We start from the raw sequence: 16,092 nt of genomic DNA, 5'->3' as shown, positions 1-16,092 counted from the left end.
TTAACGTCCTTAAGTCACACTAACGAGCTAGCTAGATTGGAAGAATTAGCCCTTATATATGGTTATATATTCAACAGCTTAGAATAAAAATATGAGATCATGGTAAAGATTCCGATAGCACATTTATGTGATCCAAAATAGTAATATCACTCTTGGAGACTTTCATGAAAGTGTCACGACCTATGGCAATCATCATTCTAACCCTGTCTTGCTCACCTGCAGATAACTTTCTAGATAGCACTGAGAAGAGCACGACTATCTCCCTAGATAAGCCTGGTTCACAAGTAGAGGCCAATGAAGATCTTTCCCCTCACGATCCAGACTCATTCACCACTGCCGTCAACGAGCCAGTAATGGTTGGTGGAGCCTTCCTGTCCTGCTCAGTAGACACAAACTTAAGCGATGAGGCCAACTTAGGATTCGGTTGCGCTGTATTCGAAGATCAAAGCCTCACTGCAAAGTCTGCCTTCGTTGATCAGATCTATATAGAGCGCGCGAGTTTAGTGGAAAACGGAGCGTCTACCGTAGAAGTTTCTATGACCCGTATCGAGACCGGGGATTGGCATTGGAACGGCAAGGCTCCTCGACAATTTATCAGCAATCAAAAACTTTCGATCAGTTTACTCGTTCGCAACAGCTCGAATCCGATGAACTCAGAAGCCATTGTCGTTCCCATCAATTCCGTGATGCCGCTTTCCGTTGCCCTTGAAAGTTCAGATCTAGGATCCCGTGACTTCTATCTTCAGCATGCAGACTCAGGACTCTGCCTTTCAGGCCCAAGCCGGTGGAGTTACGATTTAAATACAGACGCGGCTATTGTCACGAGCCTGGGGTTCTCGGAATGTTCAAGTGCACAACCAGTACGCTTTCAAGCTTATGACTCTGGTTACCGCATTACGACTCCTAATCCCAATGCGACCCAATGCTTTTTCCAAGAGTTCTGCGAACTGTCTTGCATTGATCTTGTTGATTATGCAAACTCTGATCAAGTTGCATTTTACGGCTGCACCTACACGGCCGAAGCACAAAGCTTCTCGCTCGAACACTACTCCCAAAGTCGTGATAGAGCTGCATCGTTTCTTATCCGTGGTCTAGGCGAGGATCGCTACATCGCTGGGGATAGTAACCAAGGAACGACTCACTCACGTGGCAGCCAGACAGAGGCTCTTAAGCTGCAACTCCTAATTGTAGAGTAGGATCGATTGACGGCCTCCCGCCACTAAATCGCTTGCGCGTTTCTAGTGGGGGATTCCTGTAGCACTTCAGCCACAGCGATTCCCGCCCGAATCGGGAGCTGTTCAGCACAAGGCAACCAGCTCCTTAGACATACAGGCTTCACAGGCGTTAGCCCTATCATCGAGGCTCTTTCTGAAGTATTGAGTAGTGACGAGTGAAATGGGAAGCATCGATATAGCGCGATGGCCTTCTAACCCCAAGCTAAATCGCTACGCCCTCATAAGATCTGGCCATCAGGGTGCGATGCTGCAATATTCACCAAAACAGTCTATCATATCATAATTATAACTATAAGGAAGGATTCCAAAATTGAAATTAGTTAATTATATCATTACATTAATATGCTTTTTGATAATTGCATCCTGTGGGCAAGACAAGAAAGAATCCGAAATAGATAAGCGACAAAAGCTGCCTAAAGACCCCTCTCAGCTTGTTGACGATGAGGAAAGAAGATTTGGGGAAGACATCTACTTCAACTGTAATACCGACGGTGAAAACTGCCGTCTTGATGATCAGAAAAAAGTTGTTGAACAAAAAGTGGGTGACGCTCGAACAGCTTACACTGTAAATTATGACTTTACTTGCGAGCCTGGCAACTACGCATCACCATTCTACCTGACAGCATTCGATGAAGCTGATCCCGAAAACCCACAGCAAAGCTACTACCCGCTAGTTTTCAAGTCATCTGCAAGGGGTCTCATCATTGACGGACCTGGAAACTTAACTATTCAAAGTCTCAATAGTAAAAAAGGAAGTGATGAGACCTTCTATCCCGGTTGCCAACTAAAAATTGAAGTAGTCTCTGCTGAGGCGACTAAGTAAACTTTAAAACCACTGATTGAAGCTCTCAATCGATGGCATTGGTGGGTGCTGTAGCTCAACAACCACCATTATCGAGCCTCTTTCCGAGATCTTCCCAGGATTCGGAAAAAGGCTCTACCACTCCACGTAAGGTGGATTGGACCTACGGCTAGCGTGCCACCACGCCCACAACAAGATCACAAGCTTGTTCGTTGCCTTCACAAGTTGTTTCTACGGCAAAGCAACCCCTGCTGCTGTTCTGAAGCTTAGAAGTGATCTTTAGCTTCTCATTTCCTTCAGGAGCGCTAAGCGAAGCGTCGAAGATGAACTCAAGGCTCAAGTCTTCCTGGGTAGTCAAGCTGCTATCAAAGGAGAACGTTCCTTTGGTTTTCTCGAAAACTCCGTTGCCACTGCCTGTTAACGTATAGCTTGGGAGTTTCCCACCCTTGATTTCAAGTTTTAGCGCAGAATCGACCTTAACTTCGCTACCTTCAGCATCCGTAGCAAGCATCTCCACTCCAGCACCGAAACCAAGCTTCGGATCATCACCGTTCTCTGCGAACACCTCGATATCAGTCTTGATCTTCTGATCAACAAGGCTGGCTTCATCGTTTAGCTCTAGCTCGCTGATATTCATATCTCCCGAGAACTTTAGAAATGCTTGAGTATCATTTGCTCCGCCACTTACGATGACATCACCGGAAACATTCCCACTTGTTCCCTCTTCATCGCTATCTTCGGAATCAAGGGCTTCAATATCGGCTCTGATCCTAAATACTTCGTTTTCTTTGGGTGTTTCAACGTAAAGATTCATCGGATTATCTTTACCACTAATAGCATTATCGACTTCTGTGACAAGCTCGCCGACAGCAGAATTGCCCTCATCTAAAAAGGTATCGATGCCGTCAAACAGTTGGTCACACGCTATAGCTGGGGCGACAGCGCCACCTTTTCCACCACCTTCCTTTGCTGATGCTGACTTCACGAAGTTTGCAATGACTCCGCCAGCCGTTTTCTTCTGAGGTACAAGCTTCTTTGCATCCATGCTATCAAATGCTTTAGAAACATCTTTAGGACTTGTAGCTGTGTTTTTAAAGTCACTAGGGATCACGTTCATTTTGGCATCAGCCATTAGCTTTTCCGTGCTCCGGAGAGTGAGGCCTTGACCTTCTTTACCAGGGCCATCTGAGTTTTTCTTATCATCATCATTGTTACAGGCTGTTACTGAAAGTGCAAAAGCAAGTGGTAGTACGTATTTCATCATTGTTTCCTATTTGATTATTCCCTTTAGAGGCTGGCCTCTACTCATGATTCACATATAAGACAAGACAACTTTGAAATATTGCTCAACTTTTTTTGGACTGAGAATTAAGGTTCGCAGAGCTTCTCAAAAAACAGGTGTATAGGGTCTTTAGGGGATTGTTGTCCGATAGCGGATATGCAGCAATTGCGGAGGGGAGACTTTTTAGAAAGTTCAACTCCTACTGTAAACCTAGCATCGGCTGCTGCTTTAGAAAGAGCTGAAAACGTCACGGGCGTCATTTCCGCATTGATGTCCGATAGGTCAGCGGCTTAGGGTGTGATTTTTAGCAATTGAATACCAGTGCTTAGTCATTGATAATGTCTCTCAATTGAGGACACCCTCTCTTAGTTTCGAGAAGGCTTTTTGGTGGTCAAATAACATTCCCCAAGTGCATTGAACGCTAGTCACCTGCTATTGGCTGGTTTGTCTCTTTGTCGGTGTTAGAACGTCAATGTCAGGAATGCTTAATATGGTATCAGCTCGCAAGCCATCAAAAATTGCAGCCTTTGTCCCGTCTTTTTTTGTCATAACTACGCCATATTCAGTTGTCTTCACTGAAGTGACTTGGCCTTGCGGATCGGACCCATTTTCGAATAGATCCCGATTCAAAACATTTATAAATTGGCACCCTTCACTACAGTTTTCTGATCCATAGAACAACGCGAGTATAGATTCGTTATCGATAATAAATTGTAGGTCTGCAATTGTCCGGTCGTCTTCAATAGAACCGTAACGCCAACTTCCCCAAAAATCTAAATTCGTGCCATCGTAACCCCAAAACCCGCTTGATCGCAGGGAAGCGAGGTTAGAATTTTGGGCTATAAAGGGAGGAATTGACATAGAATTTGTAGTACGGCATGTGGAATAAGAACTGCTGCAAGTGGGATCTCCGCCACCGTATTGAGAACCCCAGACAACCCTTTCACCACCACTTCTCACACCTAGAAAGGCGGAGCTACTGGCTGCCACACTCACAATGTCTGTTAGATCTTTCGCCCCTCCCATAGGGTTGCTCGTATCTAAAGGTACACCCATGTTCCCCCAAGACGTCACCTGACACCCTGAATCACAATTTCCATTAGACGATAAAAGAGCTGTAAAGCCACCGAAGGTTGGAATCACATCAACCACATTTTCTAAAGTCAGATGAGGAAGGTACTCCCGCGACGAGTTGCTTATGGGATCCCCACCGCTGCTCGTAGGACCGATGCTTACTATCTTATTATCTGTTGTGATACCCACAAGGTCATAGTTATTTTTTACAAACCTAGCGACTGTAGTACCTTTTAGGGCCACTGGATCAATTTTTTCAAACCCTGACCCAACATCTCTAAAGTAGATGATGGTACCGTCCTTATATACTAGAAAGATCTGATTCCCACTGACAAAGGCTTGAGTGATATTAGTAACTCCAATATCATTATCGGGGTCGCCATCATTTAAGTAGCTATCTATTTGATTCTGAATCGGCTCTTCCACAATTAAAGAACAGCCAACCGTACAGTCTGCTTGCCCTTCTTGTCGCTGCAGCAAGAGATAGCCATAATTCGCTTGGTATACGGAATCAATATTAGTATGGGTAACAACCGCACCGGTATCATGTTCAATCACTGTTGCGATATCATTAGTATCGTATATCAGCAGATTAGAAGTAAACAGCACCTCGTCCACTTCACTCCCGTTAATTTCGGGCAAAAAATAGCTATGATACTTCGAAAAATTAAGATAGAATTTTTCTCCTTGTGTGAGTGCGTATCTACGCGTACCACCTCCGCTGAAGAAAAATTGCTCTACAGGCTTAGATAGATCGAGGTATTGAGGATCGAGACCATCGCTAGCTTCCCCAATGGGATAGACATTCAGGTCGTTGCTAACGAAAATCGCTCCGTTTTCCTCTTCAGAAATAAAGATGTCCCGAAGTCCAGATTCGTTGCCAGAAAATTTCGCAAAGGCTATGGATAGTAGTTTTTTTTCGTAGGTATTGGAATCATCTGGAACTACAAGACGTTGTTTGCCATTAGACAATCTTAAAACCACAAAATCATTGGCTGCTTCCATAGAAACAACATCAGAAATAGGCCCTCCCTCGTCTAGGGGGGACATAGCATCTCCTGTATAGAAAATTTCCCCTCCCTCTGTTAGAGCTATGTAACGTTCATCAAAGGCTGCAATATCGATTATCTTGTTATTTCCGACGATAGATAGGATATCTCGTTCATTACTGTCCACGTACCCCCAGAAGAATAGTTTCCCTTGATCACTCCGCGCTAGTGAGGACTCGGATAATGAAACCACTTCTGTAATATTTACGACCTGAGCAGATTGAGAGGTAAAGCTATAGTATTCAGGAGCATCATCGTAGGCAAAGTAATCGGTACTCCCCCAAGCGACGATCGACCCATCAGTTTTTATAACTTGGCCGTGATATTCACCGAAGTTTACTTCTGCAATATTATCGAGAGCCCCGGTGATTGCGGAACTATCTCCTTGGTCATTATTCCCCCAGATAGCCCCCGTTAAATCTTCTCTTACGCCTACTATCCCGCCCTTATACCCAAAAACGACCTTCACAAAACCGGTGGCGTCCTCTGCAGCAAGTGCATGGCTAGTATTCGGAAAATAAGTGATAGAATTATCAGTGTTTCGAACCACGGTGACATTGGAATAACTACTAGCAAAAATTGTGGCTGCATTTGAAATTGTGGCTGCAGGCTGACTACCGCCTATGGAAAGTAATTGGCAGCCCCCAGAGCAATCATCCTCAGGGCTAGAGCCTACGAGAATCGAAAATCCGTCGTTCTTAGCTTCCAATTGCACAACATTTTGCTGTGAATGCAAACTGCTTAATATGGAATCTTCAAAATCACCAAATGCAATTATACGTCCATCCCTAAGAAGAACTGCAATTCCTTGAGTAGAACCTGCAATTTTCTTTACAGGAACCGTGTTTGTATTGAGCTGATTTCGAACAGCATCGTAATTCTTCATATTATCCGAACGACCAAAAGCGACCAGATTGTTGTTGGTTCGGAGTGCGATCCGACTGTCTCCGAAACTATCTATAGAAATGATCCCATCGAGGCACTCTTCGCCAAAAGCGATTCCATTTTCGGAACACACCTTTTGATCCTCAGTTTCGCCAGAGCCTTCCCCATTCTTAGGGGCTTCGACTCCATGATCAGTGTTATTTACGGAAGGATCGGCTGATGTCTGATCTGGGGATTGAGACTCATCGTAAGGCCCTCCAAAACAGCCCCAAGTTAAAAATGTAAAGATGGCAAGAGTGCGAAAGATCATGTTAAAATCCCCAATTGTTCCCAGCGTAACGGGGTTGATCGGTATCTAAAACCACTCCATAGAGACAAATGGGAAATAACCGCTAGCCTAGCAAAAACAGGTGCATTTTTTTGAGATAGTGAGCATTAATTCTTTAGAGTTTAGTGCACATCAGCGGCGAAAAACGACATACCGTAAAGTTGGAGTTCAGACCCGATCAGTCATCGAAGGGTGACCCGTGATACTTCGTCCCAGAACCCTAAGACCGATCAAATCCTGGTTTCGGAGAAGATCCTTGGACGTGATTCTACTGGAGTGCTTCAAGCTCTCGCAATGCCAGTTTCTACGGTATCCATGGTCACGTAGTCATCTAGCCCTAGGTTGATTTCAAAGGTACCTGTACGCATCTCATAAATTGGAGACTCGGAATAAGGGAACCGAGCCACTACATATTGCTCATAGGTGCCATTGGTAAGAAAGCGGTAATAGACTTGATAGCTAGTCCCCTGCCCTAGAACAGCATAGCTATGGACCTCACTGGCCCAAACACTATCTTCAACAACATCAATCTTACATTGGAAATTATTGAGACCAAGCTTACAGATGACATCGCCGGTTTCTGGGTCCGTAGTGTACCCCTCAGGAACTTCTTCAGGTCCACAGGATTCACCAGCCCAAACGTCCCACAGGTCACGATCACAGCGATGGTCGACTTTATGGCCAAAAACATGTTCGACGCCACAAGAATCTATAAAAACTAGGATAAATAGGAATAGCAGCCGCACGTCACCCCCTTACTGTCTGCTACGTTTCGGCAAAGGTAAGTCAAAACATGACAAAAAAGTATAAGGGTTCCAAAGAAATCCCTATTGAAATAGAGGCTCGCGAAGGTGTTGCCAGGCAGGCAACTCTTTGTGAACCAGCCATCGCTCGATCATTTACGCCAGCCATCGGCTTTTGTATCAATAGATCCGTAACAACAATATAGGGATTGATAATATGAAAAATTTACTTTTGTCGGTGATCGCAATGGCTTCTTTAAATGCTCAAGGCTTCACCAAAGTAGACACCATTCAGTATCACGACAGCAAAACCACCAATGCTCGTCTCAATGCCGAGGCAACACGGGAGTTAGACCCCAGGTGTAAAAGCGAAAAGTATCTTTGCAAGGATGTCGAGTCCAAGGATCACAGTGATAAGGCCCACTATGAAGTTTATTCTTTCAGCGGCAGCAGCTCAGGAATAAAATTCCTCTTCGATCAGCATTTCCGTTACGATCCCACCGCACAAGCCTACCAAATGTGTATCTCGACCCGAGAGTCATCTGACACTTGTGCAAGAGAAAACATTTTTTGCACAGCCTGCACCCGCGAGGCTCACACAGATCACTCAGGGTACAAAGTCTACCTTATCACTGACAACGATCTCTTGGGACTAGCTGACTACTGATATTGTTTGCCAATCCTAAGCAGTTGCATAGACACTTGGTAGACAGTATTAGGTGGCTTTGCAGAAAACAGGTCTTCGATCTCATCAAGTGCTTTTTCTAGAATTGCATCCGCTTCATTCATGAGATCTGTATGACCTGCGACAACAAAGCTTCTAAAACTTCGAGTGGCCATGGAATGCTTAGTCAGGTAATCGCGGCAAAGATCTAAAATTTCTCGGTGATAGTCCCTGATTGCTGCACAAGGGACTCCCTCGCCGATACTTGTATCAAGGTGCCTGCTAGATATGAGGCCATCAATCTCTTGAGCGAGATTCATACGGCAGAGTCTATTCACTGCCCGTTCTAGTTGTGGCAGCGAGATGCCCAAAAACTCAGAAAGATGTTGCCTTGTGAATCGCCCTAGTTTCAATGCTTCAAGAATGGCAAGGAAATACCAGCTTTTAATATGCTTAAAGTCATCGTTAGTCATGTGATCAAGACTCTTGCCATTGAGTCGTTGTTCCTTTTCGATCTTCTTTTCTAAAGAGGGTACTTCCAGTTTCGTTTGCGCTTTTCTGGCAAGTAAAATGAAAAGCTTTCGCTTTTTTAAAGGTAATAAATTCGCCATTTCTTGAACCTTCTCATCGGAGAGAGACCGTTCGCCCTTCAAGAGACGACTTAAAAAGGAGCGCGAGATATTAAAATCACGGGCAAAGGAGCTTTGGTTATAATAGCGATTGCGCTTTTTCCTAAGGTCGAGTTCATCTTGTAGAAAGCTTGCAAGAGAAGACACCGTATACCCCGTTCATATTTCACATGAATAGAACTAGTGCAATATAGTTGCTTGAATTTCAAGAAAAAAACATGCAATCAATACCAACTAAGTTTTTCTAGAGAGAGTTAATCATGCTAAATTTTAAAAATCTTCTTCTGGTATCGACCTTACTTTGGCAAGGCTCAACTGCTTTGAGTCAAGAAAATCACAAGGGCATTCGTGTGGGAAACGGTGGTGATACGATCCGTTGCTTGGCCAGCGAGGCGAATGAGCTAGAAGGCCTATATACCCTTGACTACCTTCTTACTTATATGGCTATGGAGCATACCCAACTTGCTAGTATCAACAGTTGGGACGACTCGAAGGACAGAATCTTAAGGAAACTTAAGTTAGATTTCCCCGAACTTTATAAATCTTTTCACTATTTCACAGAAACCATTGGCTATTCAGGGATCAGGCGCTACTACAGCTGGTACGGTCAAACCAATCCTTTGATCGATATTGACGACGAACTGATTCTATCGAATCTGCCAGACAACTGTAAAAACGAAGACGGAAGTTTGATTCAGGCAGTTATTCGCGTTCCCCGTTCGGGAGGAGTCGACTTTGAATACGATCGCAACCTCATCAACGAACTCAAAGACCACCCGCTCCAATATAGCTTTTTAATGGTTCACGAATGGCTTTGGAATTTCTTCCTGCCTGAAGACATCCACAACTTGAGAAGGGTAAACTACTACCTTCACTCCCTTGACTTTGAAGAGGCATCAAAAAGCGAACTCCATGGAGACCTAGAGCATTACGGCTTAGATTACAAAAGATTCTCTCGGCGCTTTACCCCTGTTTGCCAGAGATCCTTGGCCATCCGCAATCAGTTCGAAGAGATCTTCCGCGACAGTTGCGAGTATATCGATGCTAACCTGATGAAAGACCTTGATTATAGAGAAACAGAGATACTCCTTCAGGATTTACCTCGCTTACAAGTGAACGACCTTGTAGGGCTTGGCCATGCTTTTTATGTTGTGATCGAAAACAGCAAGCTAGATTTGAATCGCTTTCACTTTGAGTCTCTTTTCTCACTTAGTAGGTTAAGCTTTTACAATTCGACTCTCACATTCGAAAAGGACACCTTTACCGGCAGAAAGCTCTGGGTTCTAAAAATAATCCAAAGTAGTCTTCAATCAAAGGACCTGGCGAATTTTGTCTACTTTGGTGAGTATTTGGATCTAAGTCGCAATAATATTTCAGACCTGAGTTTTGTAGCCAGCTCCAATATGCCAAATATAGGCAGCCTTACGGTTTCCTCGAACGACTTAGAAGAAGTCGGAGACATATTCACCATGCTACCTAAACTCGAAGCACTTGATCTAAGCATGAACCCCAGGCTGACCCCGCGTCCGGAATTTTGGACCGGTTTAAGTCAGCGAGATTCTGTTTCCAGACTTGTCTTATCCGGAACTGATCTCGTAGACTTAGACTTAAGCCAAGTGGCGATAGAAAAGCCAAGTGTTCGCAGGTTATATCTCCGCGACATTCCGTTTGAAGACTATCCCAAGGGAATTGAAAAACTGATCACCAACGGGGGACTCGTGTTTTTTAGCCTTCAAGACCAAGAAAGTCAGGAAAAGATTGAACAAGGCTGCCTCACCTTTAACATAACGTGTGAATTTGAATGATTCGACACTAGTCTACTATGACATATAATTCGTGAACCTTTCATGTGGAGGTTCACGAATTTACATCCCATGAACTCCTTGCAATCCAAGGATTTGATAGCATTTATCGAAAATAGATGTTTGGCTGGCATACTGAGATAAGCTAAAAGTTAATCCATTTTGTCGAACTCATTAAGGACACCGTCATGATCGGACGCGTTTTATTTCTAAGCCTTGCATTTGCAGCCCCAGCGATTCAAGCTGCCACTCCTTTCACCTGCCAGAGCGAAGCTGAGAGCAGCCGGCATCGCGCGACGATCGAAGGGCTCAAGGAGCCAGCAAACCAAGGTGGCTCACTCCTTAGCTATGAACTCGATCTAGGTGTCAAGTGCGACAGGTCAGGCTCTTGCCAATACGAGCAGATCGAGAAGGTCTTTAAGTTAGCCAACCGTCAAGACTACGCTCCTATTCGCTACAAGGGTTTCGAGCAGTTTTTATTGCCTATGGCATTAGGAAAGCCGTCGCAGGATAGCGGCCAGATTCAGCTTCTCGTGCCTGAGGTCTTGAATGCCAACTCTCCATTCGATGGAAAATTGATTTTCTCAAGAATCAACGGCTCTTTTGGCTTCACATTGGATCTCAACTGCCGGGTCTCTGGCCAAGAAATCATGCGAGATCGTCGCGCAGATGATGTCGATAGCGCGATCGCCAAAGCTCAGAGGATCTTAGAGGATGAGTTTGGCTTGGGGGCTGTTAACTTGCAGATCAACCGCTCCGAGCTGGCGACTCAACTAGCGGAAAACAACCAAGTCACGTTTCTCGATGCACTCCATCGGGCGCTTGTAAGCTTTATGGATGATGATGATGACAATGAAAGCCCGGTCGCCATCGCCCGCAACGGGGCTGAAAATGACTGGGATATTTCCCATCCAGCCTTTACGCTTAACGAATACCTTGTGAGCCGCTGGTATCTGCGCCATGTCCTAAGCACAAAGGGAGCCTCACTGGACTTCAGCCGAGGGCCGTATCCACCTGAAAATGGCGAATCCACAGAAAACAACTGGGTTTTCCGCCTCTACGTAGATGACTTGTCCGACCATATCTACTGGTCGATCCAAGCCAAGGACGGGCGGCAGAACACCTATAATTACGGTTTCAACTAAGCGAACTGAAGAGGGGGCAACCCCTCCCCCTCAAACCACCACGCCCCTCCCCTCAGAATTCACATTCTCTAAAAAATCTTTTTGCTTCTGGCACTTAACCCTCGCTCCAATCTCTTGAAGAATGCTTGCACAGGCACTTGCCATCCTCGCTAACATGTACTTAAATGCTGGGATTGGCTCAAACATAAGCCCGATAAAGGATAGGAATTTTTATGGGACGAAAGTCAGCTAAGATAGCAGTCCGCAAAGGTGCCGCAGACAAAGCTCGTGGCCAGGTTTTTACGAAGGCTCTCAAAGATGTTTTCAAAGCATCAAAAAGCGGAAGCTCAGAACCGGCAAGCAACTTTTTACTTCGGGTTGCCGTTGAGAGAGCGAAAAAGCTCAATGTGCCAAAGGATAATATTGAGAAAGCGATTAAAAAAGGCCAAGGGTCCGATGGGGCTGGCTTTGATGATGTTTATTACGAGGGCTACGGTCCTGGCGGCATCGCTATTTTCGTGGAAACATCAACTGATAACAACACGCGAACGGTCGCCAATGTCCGGAGCTACTTTCGCAAGTGCGATGGAACATTGGGAACGGCAGGTTCTCTAGAATTTGTCTTCAATCGAATTGCCCTATTCACGATACCAAGCGAGGCCATTGAATCAGAAGACGATTTTACTCTAGCAATGATCGATGCCGGAGCTGAAGAGGTCGAGCTGATCGACGGAGTCTACGAGGTGTCAGGAGCGATGACTGAATTTGGCGCGATTCAAGAAAAACTGATGGAAATTGGAGTTACGCCCGATGAAGCCTCTTTAGTAAGGGTTCCCATTACCAAGAAGAGCGTGACCGACGAGGACACTCTCAGCAAGTTTGAGCGCCTGATCGACCTTCTCGACGAAGATGAGGATGTGGTGACCGTTTATCACAACCTCGACGATGACGCTTGACACCAGACAAGGGCTTCTAGAATGTAGTGGAACAACAGTTTTCACATTTTAGAGGTCTCACCATGCCATTTGAAATCGCTAGCCCTGATCGCGCAGAGAATGTCAGCCATGATCTTGTCGACTATAATATGTTGCGTCAGGATAATGTTTTGCTTGAAGGGCTAAACCATTTTAGTGGGCAAACATGGCAAGACCAACTTGAAAGCTTCGGCGAGTTATGTGGCAGAGAAGAAACTTTGCATGACGGCAATCTTGCCAATCGATTCCCACCCACCTTGCGAACCCACGATCATTTTGGAAATCGTGTGGATCGCATCGAATTTCACCCTAGCTATCATCGCTTGCTAGACTCTTATATTCGTAACGGCTTACACTCTGAGCCATGGGAACAGAAAAAAGCAGCCTATCTCGCTCGGGCCATGAAGATGTACATGCAGACCCAAGTTGAGGCTGGTCACTGCTGCCCTGGCACCATGACGTTCGCTGCCATCCCCACTCTAAGGCATAACCCAAACATCGCCAAAGCTTTGGAACCGCAGATTCTCTCGCGACGCTACGACCCACGGGACCAATTCTATGGGGATAAAAGCGGCCTTATCTTCGGCATGGGTATGACTGAGAAGCAAGGTGGCAGCGATGTTCGTGCGAATACCACCCAGGCGATTCCACAAGGTAAGGATAGCTGGGGCGATATTTACGAGATTATTGGTCACAAGTTCTTTTTATCAGCACCTATGAGTGACTTCTTTTTGGTCTTAGCCCAAGCACCGGAAGGTTTGTCATGCTTTCTCATGCCACGCTGGCAAGATGTTGGCGTCAAGAACAAGATCTATATCCAGCAGCTTAAAGACAAGATGGGCAATCGCTCCAATGCATCCAGTGAAGTGGAGTTCCATGGTGCTAAAGCCTGGCTCATCGGAGAACAGGGCCGCGGCGTTGCCACCATTATCAACATGGTTGCTCATACCAGATTTGATTGCCTTGTGTCCTCAGCGGGTTTAATCCGCCAGTCTACAGTACAGGCCATTCACCACTGCCACCAACGGAAGGCATTCGGTAAGAAGTTAGTCGATCAAGATCTCATGAAGCAGGTGCTGGCCGACTTAGCTTTGGAATCAGAAGCTGCCAGTATCTTCGCTCTTCGTGTCGCTCATGCCTTCGATCAGCAAAGTCACAACGAAACTGAGCGTAACTTTCTACGCATCGCAACAGCGGTAGGCAAGTACTGGCTATGCAAGCAAGTGCCACTACACACCTATGAGGCCATGGAATGTCTGGGCGGTAGCGGGGTAATGGAAACGTCCATGATGCCTCGTCTTTATCGCGAGGCACCGATCAATGCAATTTGGGAGGGCTGCGGGAATATTCAGGCACTGGATCTATTGAGGGTTATCGACCGACACCCTGAAGCACTCGAAGCTTATCTAGAGGATGTTAGAGATGTTGCCAGTGAGAACTCCCTAGTGAAGGCTTGCTTGCAAAGAATCACCGAGTCTCTGCAAGATCGCGATCACTTAGCCAGCCAGAGCCGAAGGGTCATGATTGACCTCGCGCTCGCTCTTCAAGCAAGCTTATTGATCCGCTACTCTAAGTCTGAAATCGCTGACGCATTTTGCTCCTCCCGGCTGCTGGGGTCTCACCATCACTATGGAGTGCTTCCCCGAGGGACTGATTGCTCCCTTATGATTGCAAGGGCTTGGCCGATATGAAGGTCTAGCCGACGATCAAAACCATGATCCCATGATCGAATCGTTTCGATTCAGCAATCAAATGAGTCATTGATACGACGCCAAATCACCCCACAACTGATCAAACAAGTCTCCCGAGACAAACATAGCATCTTTGCCACAGTCCTGATTGCTTGTTTCATACCGCCGAAACACATCGCCATGCCTTACTTCAATATAGCGATGGTAAGAAACCTCCTCGTCGCATGAGGTGCGAAAGCTAGCAACTTTGACCAATCGATCCAGCTTTGAGCGCAGCTCGCTCCCTGCTTCTGGTATTTTCAGCCGCCTTTTTTGAGGCTCCTTGCTCACCCCATATTCAAATCCCGTGGGAATACGAACCAAAGTAAGTTCCATGTCATCGGGCTTGATGATCCTCTCTTGTGTTACACACGACTCTAGGCATAGTGCAAGAGCCATAAATCCAAAGAGCATTTTAAAAGACTTCATCATCGTCCTCATATGATTGAAAACCTTCCGAACGTAGAGACGATATTGCCACTTTTAGGTCAATACTCATTCGGAAGGTCATGATTCACTAGCTATCTAAGGCTTAAGGTGTCCCGTACATTTGCTGGATGGTTTGAATATCACCTGCGCTCAACCTGTTGTTGTAGGACGAGTTGTAGCAGTAATTCATAATACTGTCACGATCGAAGCTCCCCACCATGGTATCTCCATTCGAACCCTGGGTAGGGCTAGTGCAATTCGCGGGTCGGTCAGACCTATTGTGTTCATGGGCAAGACCAAGGGCATGGCCAAACTCATGGATAGCGTTGCTACCAATGCAGTTATTTCTTTGGCTGGTTGAAGACGTGCAACTTGAACCCCAGTTTCGAAAGGTGAAATTGAGCGTCATAGATCCTGTAAACGAAATATCGTCGCCCAGACCATCCGCATGTGGTCCGACGTCATCCACCTCGATGTGAATATCTTCATCACGAAAAAACTCACATTCATCCCAGCCAATAAACTTAAGGGCCGAATGACGCTCCCATGTGTCGCGAATCCTATCTCTTACATACTGACGATCTGTCGCATTGCTATCAGATAGATCATCCCAGCAAACCCGAATTGTCTTATTCGACCACAGCTTACTACTATCGTAGTAGCCATCAAGTTGACTGCTTCCATTTTGGCTAAAGTCTGCGTCTGTACCGCAGCTTTGCACTCCAAGCAAGCCAAGTAGCGATGCCTTCAAAAGAATACTTTTTCCTGACAACATGAGAACTCCTTGTCTCTAATCTCAAATTAAAATTTTTTACTAACTTCATACGATAAACTTATGAAAAGAGGTGGGAATCATAGGATTATTGCGATTGGTAAGGGTAATTTACAAGATTCCATAGCTATCTACAGTGATTCACCAATAGAATATCCACCTTTGATCGAGAATCTTGAGAAAAAATCTGTTTTCAATCGATCAGGGGTGGGGTCTCGATACGCTGCTAGTTTTTGATCCGAAACTAGCGCTCAACTTGAAATCTGAGTGCGGCTCAACACTATTCCAGATGATGCCAAGGTAGAAGAATTCTAAGAGTGAGGACTTATAGCCTAACTGAGAACTTTACACTAAAGATAGGCATTGATGGAAACATAGAAGTCATGAAATAGAGCTGCTTCGCTATCTTCGCTGCTTTTTCCATAAATAGTCACTGTTGGCGCTATAGATACATTAAAATTAAGAAAGTGCTCATTGTGCTGTCCGGGCTCGTTCGACACACATTGAATAAGAATTTAAGATAGGTTTCTGTGACATTATCGTTGTAACCACCTGTAATCACTTGTGGCT

The 16,092-nt window shown here is 45.5% G+C and carries 14 protein-coding genes; 8 read left to right on the top strand and 6 right to left on the bottom strand.

Annotated elements, in window-relative coordinates; genetic code table 11:
• Positions 1 to 164 precede the first annotated feature (164 nt).
• Positions 165 to 1,196: a hypothetical protein gene (locus B9N89_RS11905; RefSeq protein ID WP_132319103.1), complete on the top strand. Its 1,032-nt coding sequence runs from the start codon at positions 165 to 167 to the stop codon at positions 1,194 to 1,196.
• A 349-nt stretch (positions 1,197 to 1,545) separates the two neighbouring features.
• Positions 1,546 to 2,058 carry a hypothetical protein gene (locus B9N89_RS11900; protein WP_132319105.1) on the top strand — a complete coding sequence of 171 codons (513 nt, stop codon included), beginning with the start codon at positions 1,546 to 1,548 and terminating at the stop codon, positions 2,056 to 2,058.
• Between the two features lie 148 nt (positions 2,059 to 2,206).
• On the opposite strand, the gene B9N89_RS11895 is transcribed toward B9N89_RS11900, so the two are convergent.
• The 3 genes from B9N89_RS11895 to B9N89_RS11885 all read right to left on the bottom strand — a co-directional run bounded on the left by B9N89_RS11895 (position 2,207) and on the right by B9N89_RS11885 (position 7,401).
• Positions 2,207 to 3,298: a hypothetical protein gene (locus B9N89_RS11895; RefSeq protein ID WP_132319107.1), complete on the bottom strand. Its 1,092-nt coding sequence runs from the start codon at positions 3,296 to 3,298 to the stop codon at positions 2,207 to 2,209.
• A gap of 453 nt (positions 3,299 to 3,751) precedes the next feature.
• Positions 3,752 to 6,637 carry an RCC1 domain-containing protein gene (locus tag B9N89_RS11890; protein WP_132319109.1) on the bottom strand — a complete coding sequence of 962 codons (2,886 nt, stop codon included), beginning with the start codon at positions 6,635 to 6,637 and terminating at the stop codon, positions 3,752 to 3,754.
• Between the two features lie 299 nt (positions 6,638 to 6,936).
• Positions 6,937 to 7,401, bottom strand: coding sequence for a hypothetical protein (locus tag B9N89_RS11885; protein ID WP_132319111.1), 465 nt, complete (start codon positions 7,399 to 7,401; stop codon positions 6,937 to 6,939).
• A gap of 47 nt (positions 7,402 to 7,448) precedes the next feature.
• Here B9N89_RS11885 and B9N89_RS31335 point away from each other — a divergent pair, with 47 nt between their 5' ends.
• A complete protein-coding gene (locus B9N89_RS31335) occupies positions 7,449 to 7,604 on the top strand; it encodes a hypothetical protein (protein ID WP_159455318.1) in 156 nt (51 codons plus the stop codon).
• An 11-nt stretch (positions 7,605 to 7,615) separates the two neighbouring features.
• The gene (locus tag B9N89_RS11880) at positions 7,616 to 8,065 is read left to right on the top strand and encodes a hypothetical protein (RefSeq protein WP_132319113.1); all 450 of its coding nucleotides are present in this window, start codon (positions 7,616 to 7,618) and stop codon (positions 8,063 to 8,065) included.
• Here B9N89_RS11880 and B9N89_RS11875 read toward each other — a convergent pair.
• Positions 8,059 to 8,838, bottom strand: a complete 780-nt coding sequence (locus B9N89_RS11875; protein WP_132319115.1) for a TIGR02147 family protein — start codon at positions 8,836 to 8,838, stop codon at positions 8,059 to 8,061. The two genes, B9N89_RS11880 and B9N89_RS11875, sit on opposite strands and share 7 nt — an antisense overlap.
• A 650-nt stretch (positions 8,839 to 9,488) precedes the next feature.
• On the opposite strand from B9N89_RS11875, the gene B9N89_RS11870 reads away from it, so the two are divergent.
• From B9N89_RS11870 to B9N89_RS11855, 4 genes are all read left to right on the top strand, one after another.
• On the top strand, positions 9,489 to 10,496 hold the full coding sequence (locus tag B9N89_RS11870; protein ID WP_412535413.1) for a leucine-rich repeat domain-containing protein: 1,008 nt from the start codon (positions 9,489 to 9,491) through the stop codon (positions 10,494 to 10,496).
• A 185-nt stretch (positions 10,497 to 10,681) separates the two neighbouring features.
• On the top strand, positions 10,682 to 11,638 hold the full coding sequence (locus tag B9N89_RS11865; RefSeq protein WP_132319119.1) for a hypothetical protein: 957 nt from the start codon (positions 10,682 to 10,684) through the stop codon (positions 11,636 to 11,638).
• Between the two features lie 212 nt (positions 11,639 to 11,850).
• Positions 11,851 to 12,573 (top strand): YebC/PmpR family DNA-binding transcriptional regulator, encoded by a 723-nt coding sequence (locus B9N89_RS11860; protein ID WP_132319121.1) that lies wholly within the window; start codon positions 11,851 to 11,853, stop codon positions 12,571 to 12,573.
• Positions 12,574 to 12,635: 62 nt separating this feature from the next.
• The gene (locus tag B9N89_RS11855) at positions 12,636 to 14,282 is read left to right on the top strand and encodes an acyl-CoA dehydrogenase family protein (protein ID WP_132319123.1); all 1,647 of its coding nucleotides are present in this window, start codon (positions 12,636 to 12,638) and stop codon (positions 14,280 to 14,282) included.
• A 66-nt stretch (positions 14,283 to 14,348) separates the two neighbouring features.
• Here B9N89_RS11855 and B9N89_RS11850 read toward each other — a convergent pair whose 3' ends face one another.
• A complete protein-coding gene (locus tag B9N89_RS11850) occupies positions 14,349 to 14,750 on the bottom strand; it encodes a hypothetical protein (RefSeq protein WP_132319125.1) in 402 nt (133 codons plus the stop codon).
• Positions 14,751 to 14,853: 103 nt separating this feature from the next.
• A complete protein-coding gene (locus B9N89_RS11845) occupies positions 14,854 to 15,525 on the bottom strand; it encodes a M12 family metallopeptidase (protein WP_132319127.1) in 672 nt (223 codons plus the stop codon).
• Between the last annotated feature and the right edge of the window lie 567 nt (positions 15,526 to 16,092).

Source organism: Pseudobacteriovorax antillogorgiicola (assembly GCF_900177345.1).
Taxonomy (GTDB): Bacteria; Bdellovibrionota_B; Oligoflexia; order Oligoflexales; family Oligoflexaceae; genus Pseudobacteriovorax; species Pseudobacteriovorax antillogorgiicola.
The sequence above is the reverse complement of the archived record's forward strand: the minus strand, read 5'-3'. Positions and strand labels throughout refer to the sequence as shown.

Excerpts from the sequence above, each read along its gene's own strand:
- B9N89_RS11865 (WP_132319119.1), top strand. The coding sequence starts at position 10,682 with ATGATCGGACGCGTTTTATTTCTAAGCCTTGCATTTGCAGCCCCAGCG.
- B9N89_RS11880 (WP_132319113.1), top strand. The coding sequence starts at position 7,616 with ATGAAAAATTTACTTTTGTCGGTGATCGCAATGGCTTCTTTAAATGCT.
- B9N89_RS11895 (WP_132319107.1), bottom strand. The coding sequence starts at position 3,298 with ATGAAATACGTACTACCACTTGCTTTTGCACTTTCAGTAACAGCCTGT.
- B9N89_RS11890 (WP_132319109.1), bottom strand. The coding sequence starts at position 6,637 with ATGATCTTTCGCACTCTTGCCATCTTTACATTTTTAACTTGGGGCTGT.
- B9N89_RS11850 (WP_132319125.1), bottom strand. The coding sequence starts at position 14,750 with ATGAAGTCTTTTAAAATGCTCTTTGGATTTATGGCTCTTGCACTATGC.
- B9N89_RS11870 (WP_412535413.1), top strand. The coding sequence starts at position 9,489 with ATGGTTCACGAATGGCTTTGGAATTTCTTCCTGCCTGAAGACATCCAC.
- B9N89_RS11860 (WP_132319121.1), top strand. The coding sequence starts at position 11,851 with ATGGGACGAAAGTCAGCTAAGATAGCAGTCCGCAAAGGTGCCGCAGAC.
- B9N89_RS11905 (WP_132319103.1), top strand. The coding sequence starts at position 165 with ATGAAAGTGTCACGACCTATGGCAATCATCATTCTAACCCTGTCTTGC.
- B9N89_RS11845 (WP_132319127.1), bottom strand. The coding sequence starts at position 15,525 with ATGTTGTCAGGAAAAAGTATTCTTTTGAAGGCATCGCTACTTGGCTTG.
- B9N89_RS31335 (WP_159455318.1), top strand. The coding sequence starts at position 7,449 with ATGACAAAAAAGTATAAGGGTTCCAAAGAAATCCCTATTGAAATAGAG.
- B9N89_RS11855 (WP_132319123.1), top strand. The coding sequence starts at position 12,636 with ATGCCATTTGAAATCGCTAGCCCTGATCGCGCAGAGAATGTCAGCCAT.